The sequence below is a fragment of the Blastococcus jejuensis genome (assembly GCF_039534705.1).
Classification (GTDB): domain Bacteria; phylum Actinomycetota; class Actinomycetes; order Mycobacteriales; family Geodermatophilaceae; genus Blastococcus_B; species Blastococcus_B jejuensis.
Map to the genome: position 1 here is coordinate 175,946 of NZ_BAAAVV010000005.1, position 20,281 is coordinate 196,226.

The 20,281-nt window shown below is 73.3% G+C and carries 15 protein-coding genes; 1 reads left to right on the forward strand and 14 read right to left on the reverse strand.

The features are described 5' to 3' along the window. Positions 1-232 precede the first annotated feature (232 nt). Positions 233-811: an MBL fold metallo-hydrolase gene (locus ABD644_RS12380; RefSeq protein ID WP_344689197.1), complete on the reverse strand. Its 579-nt coding sequence runs from the start codon at positions 809-811 to the stop codon at positions 233-235. 68 nt (positions 812-879) lie between these two features. Between ABD644_RS12380 and ABD644_RS12385 the strand changes: the two genes are divergently transcribed. Further along, a complete protein-coding gene (locus ABD644_RS12385; RefSeq protein WP_344689198.1) occupies positions 880-2,412 on the forward strand; it encodes an aminotransferase class V-fold PLP-dependent enzyme in 1,533 nt (510 codons plus the stop codon). On the opposite strand, the gene ABD644_RS12390 is transcribed toward ABD644_RS12385, so the two are convergent. From ABD644_RS12390 to ABD644_RS12450, 13 genes are all read right to left on the reverse strand, one after another. Continuing rightward, positions 2,409-3,305, reverse strand: coding sequence for an acyl-CoA thioesterase (locus tag ABD644_RS12390; RefSeq protein WP_344689200.1), 897 nt, complete (start codon positions 3,303-3,305; stop codon positions 2,409-2,411). The two genes, ABD644_RS12385 and ABD644_RS12390, sit on opposite strands and share 4 nt — an antisense overlap. Next, complete coding sequence (gene pyk / locus ABD644_RS12395) at positions 3,302-4,717, reverse strand: pyruvate kinase (RefSeq protein WP_344689201.1); 1,416 nt, start codon at positions 4,715-4,717, stop codon at positions 3,302-3,304. Before pyk ends, ABD644_RS12390 begins: the two co-directional genes overlap by 4 nt. Before the next feature lie 101 nt (positions 4,718-4,818). Then, complete coding sequence (locus tag ABD644_RS12400; RefSeq protein ID WP_344689202.1) at positions 4,819-6,321, reverse strand: glutamate synthase subunit beta; 1,503 nt, start codon at positions 6,319-6,321, stop codon at positions 4,819-4,821. A 95-nt stretch (positions 6,322-6,416) separates the two neighbouring features. Further along, complete coding sequence (gene gltB, locus ABD644_RS12405) at positions 6,417-11,060, reverse strand: glutamate synthase large subunit (RefSeq protein WP_344689203.1); 4,644 nt, start codon at positions 11,058-11,060, stop codon at positions 6,417-6,419. 329 nt (positions 11,061-11,389) lie between these two features. Then, positions 11,390-12,319 carry a prolipoprotein diacylglyceryl transferase gene (lgt, locus tag ABD644_RS12410; RefSeq protein ID WP_344689204.1) on the reverse strand — a complete coding sequence of 310 codons (930 nt, stop codon included), beginning with the start codon at positions 12,317-12,319 and terminating at the stop codon, positions 11,390-11,392. Then, positions 12,316-13,104: a tryptophan synthase subunit alpha gene (trpA, locus tag ABD644_RS12415; RefSeq protein ID WP_344689205.1), complete on the reverse strand. Its 789-nt coding sequence runs from the start codon at positions 13,102-13,104 to the stop codon at positions 12,316-12,318. Before trpA ends, lgt begins: the two co-directional genes overlap by 4 nt. Further along, positions 13,101-14,450, reverse strand: a complete 1,350-nt coding sequence (gene trpB, locus ABD644_RS12420) for a tryptophan synthase subunit beta (RefSeq protein WP_344689206.1) — start codon at positions 14,448-14,450, stop codon at positions 13,101-13,103. The genes trpA and trpB overlap by 4 nt, the downstream gene beginning before the upstream one ends. A 43-nt stretch (positions 14,451-14,493) precedes the next feature. Further along, complete coding sequence (trpC, locus tag ABD644_RS12425; protein ID WP_344689207.1) at positions 14,494-15,303, reverse strand: indole-3-glycerol phosphate synthase TrpC; 810 nt, start codon at positions 15,301-15,303, stop codon at positions 14,494-14,496. A gap of 72 nt (positions 15,304-15,375) precedes the next feature. Beyond that, a complete protein-coding gene (locus tag ABD644_RS12430) occupies positions 15,376-16,014 on the reverse strand; it encodes a Trp biosynthesis-associated membrane protein (protein WP_344689208.1) in 639 nt (212 codons plus the stop codon). After that, positions 16,011-17,522 (reverse strand): anthranilate synthase component I, encoded by a 1,512-nt coding sequence (locus tag ABD644_RS12435; RefSeq protein ID WP_344689209.1) that lies wholly within the window; start codon positions 17,520-17,522, stop codon positions 16,011-16,013. The genes ABD644_RS12430 and ABD644_RS12435 overlap by 4 nt, the downstream gene beginning before the upstream one ends. Beyond that, complete coding sequence (hisI, locus tag ABD644_RS12440; RefSeq protein WP_344689210.1) at positions 17,519-17,896, reverse strand: phosphoribosyl-AMP cyclohydrolase; 378 nt, start codon at positions 17,894-17,896, stop codon at positions 17,519-17,521. Before hisI ends, ABD644_RS12435 begins: the two co-directional genes overlap by 4 nt. Before the next feature lie 26 nt (positions 17,897-17,922). After that, complete coding sequence (locus ABD644_RS12445; RefSeq protein WP_344689211.1) at positions 17,923-18,393, reverse strand: hypothetical protein; 471 nt, start codon at positions 18,391-18,393, stop codon at positions 17,923-17,925. Positions 18,394-18,617: 224 nt separating this feature from the next. Further along, the gene (locus ABD644_RS12450) at positions 18,618-20,279 is read right to left on the reverse strand and encodes an FAD-binding dehydrogenase (RefSeq protein ID WP_344689212.1); all 1,662 of its coding nucleotides are present in this window, start codon (positions 20,277-20,279) and stop codon (positions 18,618-18,620) included. Positions 20,280-20,281 lie beyond the last annotated feature (2 nt).

Genomic DNA, 20,281 nt, shown 5'->3' on the forward strand with positions numbered 1-20,281 from the left:
TGGAGCAATTCACAACCCGCGCAGTGTGCGTTCGAGTCGCACCGGGGGCACCGACGAGCCGACTCCAGTACGGGGTTGGAGCAATTCACAACCCGCGCAGTGTGCGTTCGAGTCGCACCGGGGGCACCGACGAGCCGACTCCAGTACGGGGTTGGAGCAATTCACAACCCGCGCAGTGTGCGTTCGAGTCGCACCGGGGGCACCATCAGCGCCTGATCGCACCACCCAAGGGTCAGCGGGGCGTCGACGTCCCGGGACGGAACGGCGCACCGTGGCCGGGCACGACCAGCGTGGCCAGACCCAGGCATCGATCGCGGTTCTGCCGCAGCTCGTTCCGGTCCAGGCAGTAGGGGTCCTCGGCCGGCCCCTCCCCCGTCCACCACAGATGGGTCAGCGCGACGACGTCGTCGGGCGTGCCCACCAGCGTCGTGATGTCCTGCGGTGTGTGCCCCGGTGTGGCCAGCAGCCGGATGCTCGGCGTGAGCTGCACCCCCTCGGCGGGACGCCGGGTGAACACGTCGCCCTCGATGACGGATTGGAAGTCGTGCACCGGCACCACCGGGAACAGCGCGACGTTCAGGTTGTGGTCGAGGTGGTGGTGGCTGAGGACGACGTCGGTCACGTCCTCCGGCCGCACCCCGAGCGCGCGCAGCGGCCCGAGGATGAGCTCCCGGTCGGCGACCATGCCGGGGTCCACGACGACCACGCGGTCCCCGTCCCGGATCAGGCTCACCGTGCCCGCGACGTTCGGCGGCCGCACGTAGCCCTCGACCAGGACGTCGACTCTCGCGGTGCGGCCGAGGTCTGCCATGCAGCGGAACGTAGCAGCCGACGGTGGGTGCGCCCGCTCCCCGACCCGGGCCACATACGGTGGGCACCGTGACCGAGCCCGCACCGCACATGACGCCTGAGCAGTTCCGGCAGCACGGCCACGAGGTCGTCGACTGGATCGCCGACTACTGGTCCCGGATCGAGTCGTTCCCGGTGCGCTCCCAGGTCTCGCCGGGTGAGGTCCGGGCGGCGCTCCCACCCGCCGCCCCCGAGCGGGGCGAGCCCGTGTCGGCGATCCTGGCCGACCTCGACCGGGTCGTGCTCCCCGGGCTCACGCACTGGCAGCACCCCGGTTTCTTCGGCTACTTCCCGGCCAACACCTCGGGCCCGTCCGTCCTGGGCGACCTGGTCTCCGCGGGCCTGGGCGTGCAGGGCATGTCCTGGGTGACCAGCCCGGCCGCCACCGAGCTCGAGCAGCACGTCATGGACTGGTTCGCCGACCTGCTGGGACTGCCGGCCGCCTTCCGCTCCACCGGCGCCGGTGGCGGCGTGATCCAGGACTCCAGCTCCGGCGCCAACCTCGTCGCCCTGCTGGCCGCTCTCCACCGCGCCAGCAGGGGCGGCACCGTCCGGCACGGCGTCGAGCCCGACCGGGCCACCGTCTACGTCTCCGCCGAGACCCACTCCTCCATGGAGAAGGCCGTCCGCATCGCCGGCCTCGGCTCGGACGCCGTCCGCATCGTCGAGGTCGACGAGAACCTGGCCATGCGGCCCGAGGCGCTCGCCGCGCGGCTGGAACGGGACGTGGCCCGGGGTTACACGCCGGTCCTCGTGTGCGCCACGGTCGGGACGACGTCGACCACCGCCGTCGACCCGCTGGCGCAGCTCGGCCCGATCTGCCAGCGGTACGGCGTGTGGCTGCACGTCGACGCCGCCTACGCCGGCGTCAGCGCCGTCGTCCCGGAGCTGCGCCCGCTGCAGGACGGCGTCGAGTGGGCCGACAGCTACACGACCGACGCGCACAAGTGGCTGCTCACCGGGTTCGACGCGACCCTGTTCTGGGTCGCCGACCGGGCGGCCCTCACCGGCGCCCTCGGGATCCTGCCGGAGTACCTGCGGAACGCGGTCACCGACGCGGGCACCGTCGTCGACTACCGCGACTGGCAGATCGAGCTGGGGCGGCGCTTCCGCGCCCTGAAGCTGTGGTTCGTCGTGCGCTGGTACGGCGCCGAGGGGCTGCGCGCGCACATCCGCGGGCACGTGGCGCTGGCCCAGGAGCTGGCCGCGTGGGCGGAGGCCGACGAGCGCTTCGACGTCGTCATGCCGCACCCGCTCTCGCTGGTGTGCCTGCGACCGCGGTGGGCCGACGGCGTCGACGCCGACGTCGCCACCATGACGCTGCTCGAGCGGCTGGACGACGGCGGGCAGGTCTTCCTGACCCACACCACGGTCAACGGCTCGGCGGTGCTCCGCGTGGCCATCGGCTCCCCCGCGACGACCCGCGCACACGTCGAGCGGCTCTGGGCGCTGCTGCGGGAGAACCACGACTGGCTGGCCACCGACTTCGCCGCGGCTGCGGCAGAGCGGGAGGCCGCCCGCGCGGCGGCAGCAGCCGTCCTTCAGGGGCCCGCGCCGAGCTAGCGAGGCGTGGGGGGAAGGACGGTGTTTTCTCTGAGCAGACCCTCCTGGGCCACCGTGGCGACGTGCGTGCCGTCGGCGGCCCAGATCTGGCCGAAGCAGAGCGCACGGCCGGCGGACGCGGCCGGGCTGTCGGTCTCGTAGAGGAACCAGTCGTCGGCCCGCACCGGCCGGTGGAACCACACGGCGTGGTCGAGGCTCGCGCCGATGAAGTCCTGCCAGCCGCCCCCGAGCCGCGCGAAGCCTGCCCCGAGCAGCGTCAGGTCGCTGACGAAGGTCAGCGCGGCCGCGTGCACGGCCGGGTCGTCGCCCAGCCGGCCGGCCACCCGGAACCAGGTGCGCGCCTGGGTGTCGGGCGGTGACTTCGGCGGCGCGGTGAACGGGTCCTCGAGGAACCGCTGGTCCACGGCCCGCCCCATGGCGCTCATCCAGGCTGCCCGGTCGCCGTGCCGGGCGGCGATCTCGGCCGTCCCCGGCAGCGTCTCGGGATCCGGCACCGCCGGCATCGGCAGCGAGTGCTCGGCCACGGGCTTCTCGCCGGCGTGGAAATCGGCGGTGAGCGCGAAGATCGCGACGTCCTCGCCCTTGCGGGTCTGCCAGGCGACCACGCGGCGGGTGGTGAAGGACCGGCCGTCGCGGATGCGGTCGACGGCGTACCGGATCTCCTCGTCGGGGTCGCCGGGCCGCAGGAAGTAGGAGTGCAGCGAGTGCACGCCACGCTCGCGCGGCACGGTCCGGCCGGCCGCCATGAGCGCCTGACCGGCCACCTGCCCACCGAAGATCCGCTGCCGCTGGGTGCTCGGGGTCTGGCCGACGAAGACGTCGGTCTCGCGCTCGTCGAGGTCCAGGATGGCCAGCAGCGCGGCGGCCTGGCTGTCGTCGCGCACCTCGCTCACGAGTCGGTGCCCACTTCGTGGACGCGGATCAGGTTGGTCGACCCGACCGTGTTGGGCGGGCTGCCGGCCACCACGACGACGCGGTCCCCGACCTTGAGCCGGCCGATGGACAGCAACGAGAAGTCCACCTGGGCGACCATGTCGTCGGTGTGCTCCACCGAGGGCACCAGGAACGTCTCGACGCCCCAGGACAGCGCCAGCTGGCTGCGCACCCGCGCGTCGACGGTGAAGGCCAGCAGGGGCTGGCGGGGGTGCAGCGCGGCCAGCCGCCGGGCGGTCTCGCCGGTCTGGGTGAAAGTGGCCAGCGCCTTGACCTCCAACGCCTCGCCGACGTCCTTGGCGGCACGCACGATCGCTCCCGAGCGCGACCGCGAGCGGCGCTGCAGCTCCGGGACCATCGAGTGCGCGCTCTCGACGGCGTCGATGATGCGTTCCATCGTGCGCACGGCCCCGATCGGGTGCGCGCCCACCGACGTCTCCCCCGACAGCATGACGGCGTCGGCCCCGTCGAGGACGGCGTTGGCGACGTCGGAAGCCTCGGCGCGGGTCGGGCGCGAGTTCACGATCATCGACTCGAGCATCTGGGTGGCCACGATGACCGGCTTGTTCCGCTCGCGGGCCGACTGGATGGCCCGCTTCTGCACCAGCGGCACCTGCTCCAGGGGCAGCTCCACGCCGAGGTCACCGCGCGCGACCATGATCCCGTCGAACGCCTCCACGATGGCGTCGAGGCGCTCGACGGCCTCGGGCTTCTCGAGCTTGGCGATGACCGGGACCTCGATGTCCTCCTGCCGCATGATCTCGCGGACGAGCTCGGCGTCCTCGGGGTGGCGGACGAAGGACAGCGCGATGAAGTCCACGCCCAGGTGCAGCGCGAACCGCAGGTCCTCCTCGTCCTTGTCCGACAGCGCCGGCACGCTCACGGCGACCCCGGGCAGCGACAGGCCCTTGTTGTTGGAGACCTCCCCGCCCTCCACGACCAGGCAGATGACGTCGGGGCCCTCGACCTGCACGACGGTGAGGGCCAGCTTGCCGTCGTCGACGAGCAGACGGTCGCCCACGCGCGCGTCGTTGGCGAGGTTCTTGTAGGTCGTCGACACGCGCTCGGCGGTGCCGTGGACGTCGTCGACGGTGATGCAGACCTGCGCCCCGGTCGGCCACTGGACGGGGCCCTCGGCGAAGGTGCCGAGGCGGATCTTGGGGCCCTGCAGGTCGGCCAGGACGGCGACCGCGTGCCCGGTCCGGTCCGACGCCGTCCGGACCTTCTCGTACGCCGTGGCGTGGTCGGCGTGCGCGCCGTGGCTGAAGTTGAGCCGGGCGACGTCCATCCCAGCCTCGACGAGGGCGGTGACCTGCTCCAGCGAACTGGCGGCCGGACCCAGGGTGCAGACGATCTTGGCGCGACGGGACATGGCTCAGACGCTAGTGGGGTGGCGGCGATCTCACCGGAGGGACCCGGTGCCGACCCGCGGGATTAGTCGTGGCCGGCACCGAATCCTCGGCGGCGGAGCGGCTACCTCAGGGCGACGGTGGTCGGCGCGACCGGGCGCGGCAGCATCGAGTTGCCCGTCAGCCAGGTGTCGGCGGCGGCCGCGGCGGCGCGGCCCTCGGCGATGGCCCACACGATCAGCGACTGGCCGCGGCCGATGTCGCCGGCGACGAAGACGCCGGGGAGCGTCGACATGAAATCGCTGTCGCGGCTGACGTTCCCGCGACCGTCGACGTCGACCCCGAGGTCGTCGACCAGACCCTCGCGCTGCGCACCGGTGAAGCCCATCGCGAGGAAGACGAGATCCGCGCGCAGTTCGCGCTCGGTGCCCTCGACCTTCTGGAACTTCCCGTCGACCATCTCGACCTCGTGCAGCAGCAGCGCCCGCACGGCCCCGGCGTCGGGGCCCTCCTCGTGACCGAGGAACCGCTCGGTGTTGACCGAGTACAGCCGCTCGCCGCCCTCCTCGTGCGCGGAGGACACGCGCATGATCATCGGGTAGGTCGGCCAGGGGTTGGTGTCCTCGGCCCGGCGGTCCGGCGGCTGCGGCATGATCTCCAGCTGCGTCACCGAGGCGGCACCCTGGCGGTGCGCCGTCCCGAGGCAGTCGGCCCCGGTGTCACCGCCACCGATGATCACCACGTGCTTGCCGTGGGCGCTGATCGGCGGGTCGTCGAGCTCGCCGAGGGCCTGCAGGTTGCCGTAGGGCAGGTACTCCATGGCCAGGTGGATGCCGCGCAGGTCGCGGCCCGGCGCCGGCAGGTCGCGGCCGACGGTCGCGCCGCCGGCCAGGACGACGGCCTCGTACTCGGCCCGCAGCGCCTCGGTGGAGAGGTCGTTCTCGCCGCTGCCGCCGACCTCGACACCGGTGACGAACCGCGTGCCCTCGGCCCGCATCTGGTCCAGCCGCCGGTCGAGGACGGCCTTCTCCATCTTGAACTCGGGGATGCCGTAGCGGAGCAGCCCGCCGACGCGGTCGGCCCGCTCGAAGACGGTGACGTCGTGCCCGGCCCGGGTGAGCTGCTGGGCGGCGGCCAGACCGGCCGGCCCCGACCCGATGACGGCGACCTTCCTCCCCGTCCGCTTCGACGGGGTCTGGGGCTGCACCCAGCCCTCCTCGAACGCGCGGTCGATGATCTCCCACTCGATCTGCTTGATCGTGACCGGCGACTCCTGCAGGTTGAGCACGCAGGAGCCCTCGCACGGCGCGGGACACAACTTCCCGGTGAACTCGGGGAAGTTGTTGGTCGAGTGCAGGCGCTCGATGGCCTCGTGCCAGTCGTCGCGGCGGGCGAGGTCGTTCCACTCCGGGATCAGGTTGGCCACCGGGCAGGCGTGGTGGCAGAACGGGATGCCGCAGTCCATGCAGCGCGCGGCCTGCTTGCGCACGGCCGACACCGGGAACACCTCGTCCTCGCCGTTGGCGCGGGACAGGTAGACGTCCTTCCAGTCCATGATCCGCACGTCGACGGGACGCCGCGGCGGCAGCTCCCGCTCGTACTTCAGGAACCCACTGGCGTCAGCCACAACTGCCGTCCCTCCGGGCGAGATCGCCGATGTCGCTCGTTTTCGTGGCCCAAGGCGTGCGAGATCGCCGATCTCGTCGGTGACTGGAGCGCGTCTCAGCCACGAGCAGCCTCCATCACCGCAAGATCGACATCGGTCCCGTTGGCCTCGGCCATCCGTTGCGCCTCGAGGGCGCGTCGGTAGTCGCGCGGCATGATCACGCTGAACTGCTCCGACCAGCGGCCCCAGTCGGCCAGCAGGGCCTGCGCGACCGGTGACTCGGTGTCAGCGGCGTAGCGCACCAGGACGTCGCGCAGCCACTGCGCGGACTCCCCGTCGAGCGGCTCGATGTCGACCATCTCGGGGTTGACCCGGTGCCGGGCCAGCTCGAGCACGTAGCCGATCCCCCCGGACATGCCGGCCGCGATGTTCCGGCCGGTCGCGCCGAGGATCACCGCGCGCCCGCCGGTCATGTACTCCAGCGCGTGGTCGCCGGCCCCCTCGACGACGGCGAGGGCGCCGGAGTTGCGGACGCAGAACCGCTCGCCGACCCGCCCGCGCAGGAAGATCTCCCCCGCGGTCGCGCCGTAGCCGATGACGTTGCCGGCGATGACGTTGTCCTCGGCGGCGAAGGAGGCCTCCCGCGCCGGCCGGACGACGATCCGCCCGCCGGAGAGACCCTTGCCGACGTAGTCGTTGGCGTCGCCGAACAGCCGCATCGTGATCCCGCGCGGCAGGAAGGCGCCGAACGACTGCCCGGCCGACCCGCCGAAGGTCAGGTCGATGGTGCCGTCGGGCAGACCTTCACCGCCGAAGCGCCGGGTGACCATCGACCCGAGCATCGTGCCGACGGTGCGGTTCACGTTGCGCACCGGCAGCTCGAGGCTGACCGGGCGGGCGTCGAGCAGCGCACCCTCGCAGAGCTGGATCAGCGTCTGGTCCAGCGCGATGTCCAGGCCGTGGTCCTGCGACGTCACCCGGCGGCGCGGCGCGCCCTCGGGCAGCTCGGGCACGACGAGGACCGGCGACAGGTCCAGCCCGCGCGCCTTCCAGTGGTCGACGGCGGTGCGGGTGTCGAGCATCTCCGCGTGGCCGATCGCCTCGTCCAGCGACCGGAAACCGAGCTCGGCCAGGTACTTCCGGACCTCCTCGGCGAGGAACTCGAAGAACGTGACGACGAACTCGGGCCGCCCGGTGAAGCGCTTGCGCAGTTCCGGGTTCTGGGTGGCCACGCCCACCGGGCAGGTGTCGAGGTGGCAGACACGCATCATCACGCAGCCGGACACGACCAGCGGGGCGGTCGCGAAGCCGTACTCCTCGGCGCCCAGCAGCGCGGCGATGACCACGTCGCGGCCGGTCTTCATCTGGCCGTCGACCTGCACCACGATCCGGTCGCGCAGGCCGTTGGCCAGCAGCGTCTGCTGGGTCTCGGCCAGGCCGAGCTCCCAGGGCGAGCCGGCGTGCTTGAGCGAGGTCAGCGGCGCGGCGCCGGTGCCGCCGTCGTGCCCGGAGATCAGGACGACGTCGGCGTGCGCCTTGCTCACCCCGGCCGCGACCGTGCCGACCCCGACCTCGCTGACCAGCTTGACGTGCACCCGCGCCTGGTCGTTGGCGTTCTTCAGGTCGTGGATGAGCTGCTTGAGGTCCTCGATCGAGTAGATGTCGTGATGTGGCGGCGGGCTGATCAGGCCGACGCCCGGCGTCGAGTGCCGGGTGCGCGCGACCCACGGGTAGACCTTGCTGCCGGGCAGCTGGCCACCCTCGCCGGGCTTGGCGCCCTGTGCCATCTTGATCTGGATGTCGTCGGCGTTGACCAGGTACTCGCTGGTGACGCCGAACCGGCCCGACGCCACCTGCTTGATCGCCGAGCGCCGCAGGTCGCCGTTCGGGTCGGGGGTGAACCGGTCGGGGTCCTCGCCGCCCTCACCGGTGTTGGACTTGCCGCCCAGCCGGTTCATCGCGATGGCGAGGGTCTGGTGCGCCTCCTGCGAGATCGAGCCGTAGCTCATCGCGCCGGTGGAGAACCGCTTGACGATCTCGCTGACGGGCTCGACCTCGTCGAGCGGCACGGCCGGCCGGACGCCGGTCTTCAGGGTGAACAGCCCGCGCAGCGTGGCGGCGTCCTCGGAGAGCTGGTCGACGGTCCGTGTGTACTTCTCGAAGACCTCGTACTGCCGTGACCGGGTGGCGTGCTGCAGCAGGAACACCGTCTCCGGGTTGAACAGGTGCACCTCGCCCTCGCGGCGCCACTGGTACTCCCCGCCGGTCTCCAGCCGGCGGTGCGCCCGCTCGGTCGGGTTGTCCGGGTAGGCGCGGCGGTGGCGCATGGCCACCTCCTCGGCGAGCACGTCGATGCCGACCCCGCCCAGCGGGCAGGAGGTGCCGGTGAAGTACTCGTCGACGAGGTCCTGCGACAGGCCGACGGCCTCGAAGATCTGCGCCATCGTGTAGGAGCCGACGGTGCTGATGCCCATCTTGCTCATGACCTTGAGGACGCCCTTGCCCAGCGCCTTGACCATGTTGCGCACGGCCTGCGCGGGCTCGACGCCGGTGAGGGCGCCGTCGCGGATCAGGTCCTCGATGGACTCGAACGCCAGGTAGGGGTTGACCGCGGCCGCGCCGTAGCCCAGCAGCAGGGCGACGTGGTGCACCTCGCGGCAGTCGCCGGACTCGACGACGAGGCCGACCTCCATGCGGGTCTTCGCGCGGACCAGGTGGTGGTGGACCGCGGCGGTCATCAGCAGCGACGGGATCGGGGCGCGCTTCTCGTCGCAGTCGCGGTCGGAGAGCACGATGATCCGGGCCCCGGCCGCGATCGCCTTGCTGACCTTGGTCCGCAGCTCCTCGATCGCCTGCGCCAGGGCCGGGCCGCCGCCGTGGACGTCGAAGTGGCCGGTGATCCGGACGGCGGCGTAGCCGGGCAGGTCGCCGTCGTCGTCGATGTGCAGGATCTTGGCCAGCTCGTCGTTGTCGATGACCGGGAACGGCAGGAACACCTGGCGGCAGGACGCCGGCGTGGCCTGCAGCAGGTTCTGCTCCGGGCCGAAGGTGCGGCCGAGGCTGGTCACCAACTCCTCGCGGATGGCGTCCAGCGGCGGGTTGGTCACCTGCGCGAACAGCTGGCCGAAGTAGTCGTAGAGCAGCCGGGAGCGGTCCGAGAGGGCCGCGACCGGGGTGTCGGTGCCCATGGAGCCGATCGGCTCGGCCCCCGACGACGCCATCGGCGTCACCAGGATCCGCAGCTCCTCCTCGGTGTAGCCGAAGAGCATCTGCCGGCGGACGACGGACTCGTGGCTGGGCCGCGCGCGCCGCCGCTCGGGCAGCGTGGGCAGGTGCACGAGCCCGGCGTGCAGCCAGTCCTCGTAGGGGTGCTCGGCGGCCAGCGCGCCCTTGACGTCCTCGTCGGAGACGATCCGCCCGGAGGCGGTGTCGACCAGGAACATGCGGCCCGGCTGCAGCCGCCCCTTGGCGACGACGTCGGCCGCGGGGATGTCGAGGACGCCGACCTCGCTGGCGAGGACCACGAGGTCGTCCTTGGTGTGCCACCAGCGGCCCGGGCGCAGCCCGTTGCGGTCGAGGACGGCACCGATGAGCGTGCCGTCGGTGAACGCGACCGCGGCGGGCCCGTCCCACGGCTCCATGATCGAGGAGTGGAACCGGTAGAAGGCCCGGCGGGCCGGGTCCATCTCGTCGTGGTTCTCCCACGCCTCCGGGATCATCATCAGCACCGCGTGCGGCAGCGAGCGCCCCGAGAGGTGCAGCAGCTCGAGCACCTCGTCGAAGGTCGCCGAGTCGCTGAAGTCGCTCGCGGTCACCGGGAAGATGCGGTCCAGGCCGAGCTCCGACGCGGGGCCGGCCGGGCCGTCGAACAGCTCGGTGTCGAGCTTGGCCTCCCGGGCCCGCATGCGGTTGCGATTGCCCTTGATGGTGTTGATCTCGCCGTTGTGCGCGATCAGCCGGAACGGGTGGGCCAGCGGCCAGCTCGGGAAGGTGTTGGTCGAGAACCGGCTGTGCACCAGCGCGATCGCCGACTCGTAGCGCTCGTCGCGCAGGTCGGGGAAGAACAGCGGCAGCTGGTCGGTGGTCAGCATGCCCTTGTAGGTGATGGTGCGCGAGGACAGCGAGGCGATGTAGAGCGAGCTGCCCGCGTCGACGGCGGCCCGCTCGGCCCGCTTGCGGAGCACGAAGGAGCGCCGCTCCAGCCGGGTGACGCCGTTGCAGACGAGGTTGCCGCCGAAGGCCTTCTCGTCGGCACGGGCGCCCATGGTCTCGGCGACGAACACCTGGGCGAAGTGCGGCATGACCGCGCGGGCGGTGGGGCCCACGTCGGCGCCGTCGGGGTCGACCGGGACGTCGCGCCAGCCGAGGACGGTCAGGCCCTCCTCCTCGGCGAGCCGGGCGACGTCGTCGTAGCGGGCGGCCCGCTCGGCGTCGTCGGTGGGGAGGAACGCGATGCCCACCGCGTACTCACCCAGCGGCGGGAGGTCGAAGTCGACCGCGGCCCGGAGGAGGACGTCGGGGACCTGGGTGAGGATGCCCGCCCCGTCACCGGAGTTCGGCTCGGCGCCGGCGGCACCGCGGTGGTCGAGGTTGTGCAGGGCGGTCAGGCCCTTGGCGACGATGTCGCGGGACCGGCGGCCGCGGGCGTCGGCCACGAAGGCGACGCCGCACGCGTCCTTGTCGTTGGCCGGGTCGTAGAGCCCCGAGCGCGCCGGGACCGCGGAGAACGGAACAGCGGCGGGGGCGGTGAGGTCTGGCATGTCACTCCCGTCGTCGGCGGCGTCCGCGTCTCGGGCGAGGTCGCGGACGGGGCTGGGCCCGGGCCGGTGGTCGAAGGCGCTGGCAGGGCGGCACGTGCGGGAGCCGGACGGTCGGGGTCCCGTCGTCCCGACGCGGTTCAGGCTCGCGAGCCCAGAGGGAGGTGACCGCTGGGCTGTCGTCCGCGGGGCGACGCTGGCCCGGTTCCGACGAGGTGGACCCGGCCAGGATCGCCGGCGGGTCTGAGCGAAGGGTACACAGCGGTCACAGCCACCTCACACGCTCGACGCCGACCGTCACACGCTCGTCAACTACGCGACCCGCTGCTCGGTCACGCCCCCGGACCGGGGCGGTGATCATCCTCACTCACGACGGCGTCCTCGGCCTGCGGAGAGTCGTCCTCCCGGTCCGCGGCGGCCGCCGGACCCCGTTCGATGACCTCCCGGGGCCTACCCCGCTGCCAGATGAAGTACGCGACGGCGAGCAGTCCCAGGACGCCGGCGGTGAACACGTTGAGCCGGACGCCGAAGAACGTCTCGGCCGGGTCGGTGCGCAGCAGCTCGATCCAGAACCGTCCGAGGCAGTAGCTCGCCACGTAGAGGGCGAACGCGCGGCCGTGGCCCAGCCGGAAGCGGCGGTCGGCCCAGATCACGACGGCTGCGGCCGCCAGGTTCCACAGCAGCTCGTAGAGGAACGTCGGGTGGAAGGTGCCGAGCACGACCGGCTGCCCGTCGGCGCCGACCACGGCCTGCGCGCCGTCCCACTCGTAGATGCGCAGCGCCCAGGGCAGGTCGGTCGGCCCGCCGTACAGCTCGTTGTTGAACCAGTTGCCCAGCCGGCCGATGGCCTGGGCCACGAGCAGCCCGGGGGCCAGGGCGTCGGCGAAGGCCGGCAGCGGGATGCCGCGACGCCGGCAGGCGATCCAGGCGCCGACGCCGCCGAGGGCGATCGCGCCCCAGATGCCCAGGCCGCCCTCCCAGATGGCGAACGCCCGCAGCGGGTCACCGTTCTCGCCGAAGTAGGCCCGGGGGCTGGAGATCACGTGGTAGATCCGGCCGCCGACGATCCCGAAGGGCACGGCCCACGTGGCGATGTCGATGACGTCGCCCGGGGCGCCCCCGCGGGCCACCCACCGCTTCTCGGTGATCCAGGCCGCGGCGATGATCCCGGCCACGATGCACAGCGCGTAGGCGCGGATCGGCAGCGGGCCGAGCTCCCAGACGCCCTGCGTGGGGCTGGGAATGGTCGCGAGCACGGTCACGCTCTGACTCCTTCGGCGAGGTCGGCGGTCAGCGCGCGGACGCCGTCGGCACCGCGGCCCTCGAGCAGCTCACGGACGTAGGCGGAGCCGACGATCACGCCGTCGGCGAAGGCGGCGACCTCCGCCGCCTGGGCGCCGTCGGAGACCCCGAGCCCGACGCAGACCGCCAGGTCCGGCGCGGCCTCGCGGGTGCGGGCGACCAGCGCCTCTGCGGCGTCGCCGACCGTCGCCCGCGTACCGGTGACGCCCATCGTGGAGGCGGCATAGACGAACCCGCGGCAGGCGGCGGTCGTCGAGCGCAGGCGGGCGTCGGTCGACGACGGCGCGACGAGGAACACCCGGTCGAGGTCGGCCCGCTCCGCGGCGGCGATCCAGGCCCCGGCCTCCTCGGGGATCAGGTCGGGGGTGATGGCGCCGGCGCCCCCGGCGGCGGCGAGGTCGGTCGCGAACCGCTCCACCCCGTAGCGCTCGATCGGGTTCCAGTAGCTCATCACCACGGGGACGGCCCCGGCCTCGGCGACGGCCGCGACCGCGCGCAGCACGTCGGCCATGCCGACCCCGGCGCGCACCGCGACGTCGACGGCCTGCTGGATCACCGGTCCGTCCATTCCGGGGTCGCTGTAGGGCACCCCGACCTCGACGACGTCGGCGCCGGCCTCGACCGCCGCCGTCATCGCCGCGATCGAGTCGTCGACGGTCGGGTAGCCGACCGGCACGTAGGCGATCAGCGCCGCCCGTCCCTCGGCCTTCGCCTTGCCGATGCGCTCGGCCAGCTGACTGGTCACGCCGTCTCCCCCGCCTCGGGCCCCGCCACCGCGTCGCCCTGGCTGATCGCGCCCTCGGTGGGCTGCTGGTCGGTGTCGAGGCCGGGGCCCGGGTCCACGGCGTCGGCGTCGCCGAGGCCGAACCACGTCGACGCCGTCTCGACGTCCTTGTCGCCGCGGCCGGAGAGGTTCACCAGCAGCAAGGAGTCCGGGCCGAGTTCCTTGCCCACCACGAGGGCTCCGGCCAGCGCGTGCGCCGACTCGATCGCCGGGATGATCCCCTCGGTGCGGCAGAGCAGCGCGAACGCCTCCATCGCCTCGGCGTCGGTGACCGCCCGGTACTCGGCCCGGCCGATGTCGTGCAGGTAGGAGTGCTCCGGGCCGACGCCGGGATAGTCCAGCCCCGCGCTGATGGAGTGCGACTCGATGGTCTGCCCGTTGTCGTCCTGCAGCAGGTAGGAGCGGGCACCGTGCAGCACCCCGGGCGTGCCTCCGGTGATCGTGGCCGCGTGCCGGCCGGAGTCCACGCCCTCGCCACCGGCCTCGAGGCCGATCAGCCGCACGCCCTCGTCGGGCACGAACGCGGTGAAGATGCCGATCGCGTTGGACCCGCCGCCGACGCAGGCCAGGACGGCGTCGGGCAGCCGGCCCTCCCGCTCCAACACCTGCGCGCGGGCCTCGTCGCCGATCACCCGCTGGAAATCCCGGACCATCGCCGGGAACGGGTGCGGGCCGGCGACGGTGCCGAAGACGTAGTTCGTCGTCTCGACGTTGGTCACCCAGTCGCGGAAGGCCTCGTTGATCGCGTCCTTGAGCGTGCGCGAGCCGGTGGTCACCGGGATGACCTCCGCGCCGAGCAGCCGCATGCGGGCGACGTTCAGCGCCTGGCGGCGGGTGTCCTCCTCGCCCATGTAGACGGTGCAGGACAGGCCCATCAGCGCGGCCGCCGTGGCGGTGGCGACGCCGTGCTGACCGGCGCCGGTCTCGGCGATGACCCGGGTCTTGCCGATCCGCTTGGTCAGCAGGGCCTGACCCAGCACGTTGTTGATCTTGTGCGACCCGGTGTGGTTGAGGTCCTCCCGCTTGAGCAGGATCCGGGCTCCCCCGGCGTGCTCGGCGAACCGCTGGACCTCGGTGAGCGGGCTCGGCCGGCCGGTGTACTCCCGCTGCAGGCGGTCGAACTCGGCCAGGAAGGCGGGGTCGACCCGCATCGCCTCGTAGGCCTCGGTCAGCTCGTCGAGCGCGGCGATCAGCGCCTCGGGCACGAACCGTCCGCCGAACCGGCCGAAGTGACCGGTGTCGTCGGGCCAGCCCGGGCGCGCCGGCAGGAGATGTTCTCCGGGCTGCGGGGGGCTGGTGGTCGTCATGCGCCCAGTGTCCCGCGCGGGGCCGAGGAGCTGTGGAAGGGGGTTACCGACTGGTGCGCGGCGTGGCGGGATGCGCGCCCGCCGTCACCAGGTCGGCGACCGCCTGGCGAGGGTCGCCGGAGGTGACCAGCCCCTCGCCGACGAGGACGGCGTCGGCTCCGGCCCCGGCGTAGGAGATCAGGTCGTGCGGGCCGCGGACGCCGGACTCGGCGACCTTCACCACGCCCGAGGGCAGGCCCGGGGCGATCTTCTCGAAGGTCGACCGATCGACCTCGAGGGTGGTCAGGTCGCGGGCGTTGACCCCGATCACCGAGGCCCCGGCGTCGAGCGCGCGATCGGCCTCGGCCTCGGTGTGCACCTCGACCAGCGCCGTCATCCCCAGCGACTCCACCCGCTCCAGCAGACCCACCAGGGCGTTCTGCGGCAGCGCCGCGACGATCAGCAGGACGACGTCGGCCCCGTGGGCCCGGGCCTCGTGCACCTGGTAGCTGGTGACGACGAAGTCCTTGCAGAGCACCGGCACGTCGACGACGGCACGCACCGCGTCCAGGTCGGCCTGCGAGCCGCCGAAGCGCCGCCCCTCGGTGAGCACGCTGATCACCCGGGCACCCCCGGCGGCGTAGAGCTCCGCCAGCTGCGCGGGGTCGGGGATGGCGGCCAGCTCGCCCTTGGAGGGACTGCGCCGCTTGACCTCGGCGATCACGCCGACACCGGGAGCGCGCAGGGCGGCGAGGGCGTCCAGCGCCGGCCGCGCGTCGAGCGCGGCGGCCTTCACCTCGGCCAGCGGGGTCGCGGCCTCGCGGGCGGCGAGGTCCTCGCGGACCCCCGCCACGATCTCGTCGAGCACACTCACGAGAGCGAGTCCTCGAGGTCCACTGGCAGCTGCACGTCGGCCCCCTCGCCGGTCGGATGGGTGGACCTCACTCTAGAGGCGGCGCTGAATCCCCCCGGGGGGCGGGTCGGCGTGCGGGGTCGCGACGGCCGTGGGGTCCTCGCCCCGGTCCAGCGCCTTCCAGGCGTCCTGCGCGCGGTCCTCGTCGGTCCGGGACGCCGGAGCGACCGTGCTCGCCGACCCGGTCCGCTCGTACCGCTGGCCCATCCCGGGCCACGCCCGCCCGTGCAGCACCACCAGCGCGCCCGCCCCGACACCGACGGCCCCGGCGACGACGGCCAGCACCGGCCAGGCGACCGCGACGTCGACGCCGACCTCGGCCCCCGCTCCCCCGACGTCGTCGACCCGCACCCCGGCGATCAGGACCCGCAGACCCGACCACGCCAGGGTGCCGCCGGCCAGGGCCACGAGCAGCCCCGTCGCGACCCGGGCCACGCCGCGCACGGCGAGCAGGGCGACCGCGGCGGCCAGCAGCACCAGTCCCGCCGCGGGGACGAGCGGGGCGGCGTCCGCGCCGGACAGCGTGCTCTCGGTCGGCGGCAGGGGGGCCGCCCGCCCCACGGTGACCTGCGCCCACGCCTGGCTGCCGGCCGTGAGGGCCAGCCCACCGGCGGCCGCGGCCGCGACGACCGCGCTGGTGAGCTCCCGGCGGGCGCCGACGTCCTGACTCATGACAGCTCCCGCAGCCCCTCCGCGGCGGCGATCGCCGAGATCACCGCGCGGGCCTTGTGCCGGGTCTCGGCCTCCTCGGTCGCGGGATCGCTGTCGGCGACGATCCCCGCACCGGCCTGCACGTAGGCGCGACCCTGGTGCAGCACCGCCGTCCGGATCGCGATCGCCATGTCCATGTCGCCGCTGGCGTCGAGGTACCCGACGGTGCCGGCGTAGAGCGCACGCCGCGTGGGCTCCAGCGACTCGATGATCTCCATGGCCCGCGGCTTGGGCGCCCCCGACACGGTGCCGGCCGGGAACGTCGCGTCGAAGACGTCGAGCGCGTCGTGGCCGGCCGACACCTCACCGGTGACGGTCGAGACCAGGTGCATGACGTGGCTGTAGAGCTCCACCCGCATGAAGTCGGGCACCTCGACCGTGCCCGGCACGCAGACCCGGCCGAGGTCGTTGCGGGCGAGGTCCACGAGCATCACGTGCTCGGCCCGCTCCTTGGGGTCGCGCAAGAGTCCCTCGGCCAGCCGGACGTCCTCCTCCTCGGTGGCGCCGCGGGGCCGGGTGCCCGCCGGCGGGTGCACGACCGCCGACGTCCCCGTGACGGTCACCAGCGCCTCCGGCGAGGACCCGACGACGTCGAACGGCGTCTCCCGTCCGGCGAAGCGCAGCAGGTACATGTAGGGCGACGGGTTGGTCGCGCGCAGCACCCGGTAGAGGTCCAGCGCGTCGGCCGTCGTCGGAACCTCGAAGCGCTGCGAGAGCACCACCTGGAAGGCGTCCCCGGCCCGGATGTGCTCCCGGATCCGCTCCACGCCCTCCTCGAAGACCCCCGGCTCGAGGTTGCTGGTCACCGGCGGCTCCTCGGCGGGATCCACGACCGCCACGCCCGGCGGGACGGCGGTGGTGAGCGCGGCGGCCATCGCGTCCAGTCGGGCGAGGGCGTCGTCGTACTCGGCGTCCCCGTCGCCTCCGGCCGCCCGCAGCACGTTCGCGATGAGCAGCACCGAGCCGTCGGTGTGGTCGAGCACCGCCAGGTCGGTCATCAGCATCATGGCCAGCTCGGGCATGCCGATGTCGGGGTCGCTGGTCTCGGGCAGCCGCTCGAGGCGGCGGACGACGTCGTAGCCGAGATAGCCCACCAGGCCGCCGGTCAGCGGCGGCAGTCCCTCGGTGCGCGGCGAGCGCAGCCGGCGGGCCAGGACTCGGACGGCCGCGAGCGGGTCCGCCGGCAGGTCGTCGGTGACGCCCGGGATCTCCTCGCCGAGCCACTGCGTGGCGCCGCCGGTCTCGGTGAGCACCCCGGCGCTGCGGACCCCGACGAAGCTGTACCGGGCCCACCGCTTGCCCTGCTCGGCCGACTCGAGCAGCACCGTGCCCGGCCGGTTGCCCGCCAGCTTGCGGTAGACGCCGACCGCGGTCTCGCTGTCGGCGAGCAGCCGCCGGGTCACCGGCACCATCGGCTGCCGCAGCGCGGCGAACTCCGCACGGGTCGGGCTCGTGACGCCGAACCTCACGAGGGGACCCCCTGCACGGCGGGAAGGGGCCGGAAGAAGCAGCTGCGGGCGCCGGTGTGACAGGCGGCCCCCTCCTGGTCGACCAGGACCAGCAGCGCGTCGCCGTCGCAGTCCAGTCGGACCTCGCGGACCCACTGCCGGTTGCCCGACGTCTCCCCCTTCACCCAGTACTCGCCGCGGCTGCGGGACCAGTAGGTGGCCCGCCCGGTGGTCAGCGTCCGGTGCAGCGCCTCGGCGTCCATCCAGGCGAGCATCAGCACCTCGCCGGTGTCGTGCTGCTGCACGACGGCGGCGACCAGGCCGGCCGGGTCGCGCCGCAGCAGGGCGGCGACCTCCGGATCCAGGGCTGTGGGGGCAGGGGGGACGGCGGACATGCGGCCGATTCTCCCCTGCGCCGCGGTCAGCCCTGCGGGGCGGGCGCCGTCCCCGTGTCGAACCAGCGGCGACCGTCCCCGAACAGGATCAGGCCCAGCCCGACCAGCGGCCCGGCGGCGAAGAACAGGGTGAACACGAAGAAGACCGCGCCGGCGTCCGGACCGGGGGTGTCGCCGGCCAGCGACGAGAGGCGCACCAGCCAGTAGAGGCTGAGCACCACCTGGAACCCGTGCGCGGCGAGCAGCAGGATCCAGGCGCGGCGGTTGCGCTGGTTGAGCGCGAGCACCCCGGCACCGACGAGGAGGACGGCCGACAGCACCTGCACGATCGCCAGCACCGTGCCCTCGGTGGCCAGTCCCTGGGCGGTGTCGGTGTCGAGCGAGCCGGGTGCGTCGGCGGCGACGACGTCGACGATCGACGCGGCGAACCAGACGTAGAGCGATGCGATGAGCACCATCGCCGCCTGCACGAAGGCGAGCACCGCCGAAGCGATCACCTGCCCCGGACGACGTGGCCCCCGGGGCACCATCGGCCAGGGGGCGGGGTATCCGTAGCCGGGCGGCGGGTAGCCGTAGCCGGGCGGCGGATAACCCGACGGCGGGTACCCGGGTGCTCCGTACCCCGGAGGGGCCCAGCCGGCGCCGGGCGGCGTGGTGGTCGGAGGGCCCGCGTAGGGCGCCCCGTGCTCGGTCGGCGTGCTCGGATCCGCCCACGGATCGCTCACAGCGCCGCCGCCACGGCGCGGCCAGCCACCCGTCCCGAGAACAGGCACCCGCCCAGGAACGTGCCCTCCAGGGAGCGGTACCCGTGCATGCCGCCGCCCCCGAAACCGGCCACCTCGCCGGCGGCGTACAGCCCGGCGAACACCTCCCCGCCCGGGCGCAGCACGCGTCCGGACAGGTCGGTCTCCAGGCCCCCCAGGGTCTTGCGGGTGAGCAGGTTGAGCCGCACGGCGATCAGCGGTCCGGCCTCGGGGTCGAGCAGCCGGTGCGGCGAGGCGACCCGGATCAGCTTGTCGCCGAGGTAGTTGCGCGCGCCGCGGAGCGCGGTGATCTGCATGTCCTTGGTGAAGGCGTTGGCGATCTCCCGGTCGCGGGCGACGACCTCGTTCTCGACCGTCGCGAGGTCCAGCTCGGGCGTGCCGCCGGTGATCCGGTTCATCCCGGCCACCAGCTCGGGCAGCGTCGTCGCCACGACGAAGTCCTCCCCGCGGTCCAGGAACGCCTGGACCGGACCCGAGACGCCGGCCTTCACCCGGTTCAGCAGGAGCTTCATGTCCTTGCCGGTGAGGTCGGGGTTCTGCTCGGAGCCCGACAGCGCGAACTCCTTCTCGACGATCTTGTGCGTGGCGACGAACCAAGTGTGCTCGTAGCCGGTCGTCCCGATGTGGGCCAGCGTGCCGAGCGTGTCGAAACCGGGGAACAGCGGCACCGGCAGCCGCTGCCCGGTCGCGTCCAGCCAGAGGGACGAGGGGCCGGGCAGGATCCGGATGCCGTGGCGCGCCCAGACCGGGGTGTGGTTGGTGATGCCCTCGGTGTAGTGCCACATGCGGTCGCGGTTGACCACACTGGCGCCGGCGGCCTCGGTGGCCTCCAGCATCGCGCCGTCGACGTGCGCGGGCACGCCGGAGAGGAGGCGCTGCGGGACGGGTCCCAGCCGGGCCGGCCAGTTCTTGCGCACCAGGTCGTGGTTGCCGCCGATGCCGCCGGAGGTGACGACGACGGCCTGCGCGGTGATCTCGAAGTCGCCGACCTCGGTGCGCGAGCTGGCCTCCCCGCGGGCGGCGTCGCTCGGCTCGAGGACGGCGCCGCGCACGCCCGTCACCGCTCCCCCGCTGACCACGAGCTCGGAGACCCGGTGCCGGAAGCGCAGCTCCACCAGTCCGGCGTCGACGGCGGCGCGGACCCGCCGCGCGAACGGCGCGACCAGGCCCGGCCCGGTGCCCCACACGATGTGGAAGCGGGGCACCGAGTTCCCGTGCCCCGTCGCGGTGTACCCGCCGCGCTCGGCCCAGCCGACCACCGGGAAGAAGCCGACGCCCTGCTCCTTCAGCCAGGCGCGCTTCTCCCCCGCGGCGAACTGCAGGTACGCCTCGGCCCACTGCCGGGGCCAGTGGTCCTCGGTGCGGTCGAAGGCGGCGGTGCCGAACCAGTCCTGACGCGCGAGCTCCAGCGAGTCGTGCACCCGCAGCCGGCGCTGCTCCGGGGAGTCGACGAGGAACAGCCCGCCGAACGACCACCACGCCTGCCCGCCGAAGGAAGCCTCGGGCTCCTGCTCGAGCAGGACCACCCGCCTCCCGGCATCGGCCAGCTCGGCGGCGGCCACCAGACCGGCCAGGCCGGCCCCCACGACGACGACGTCGGTCTGCTCGGTCACGGTCACGG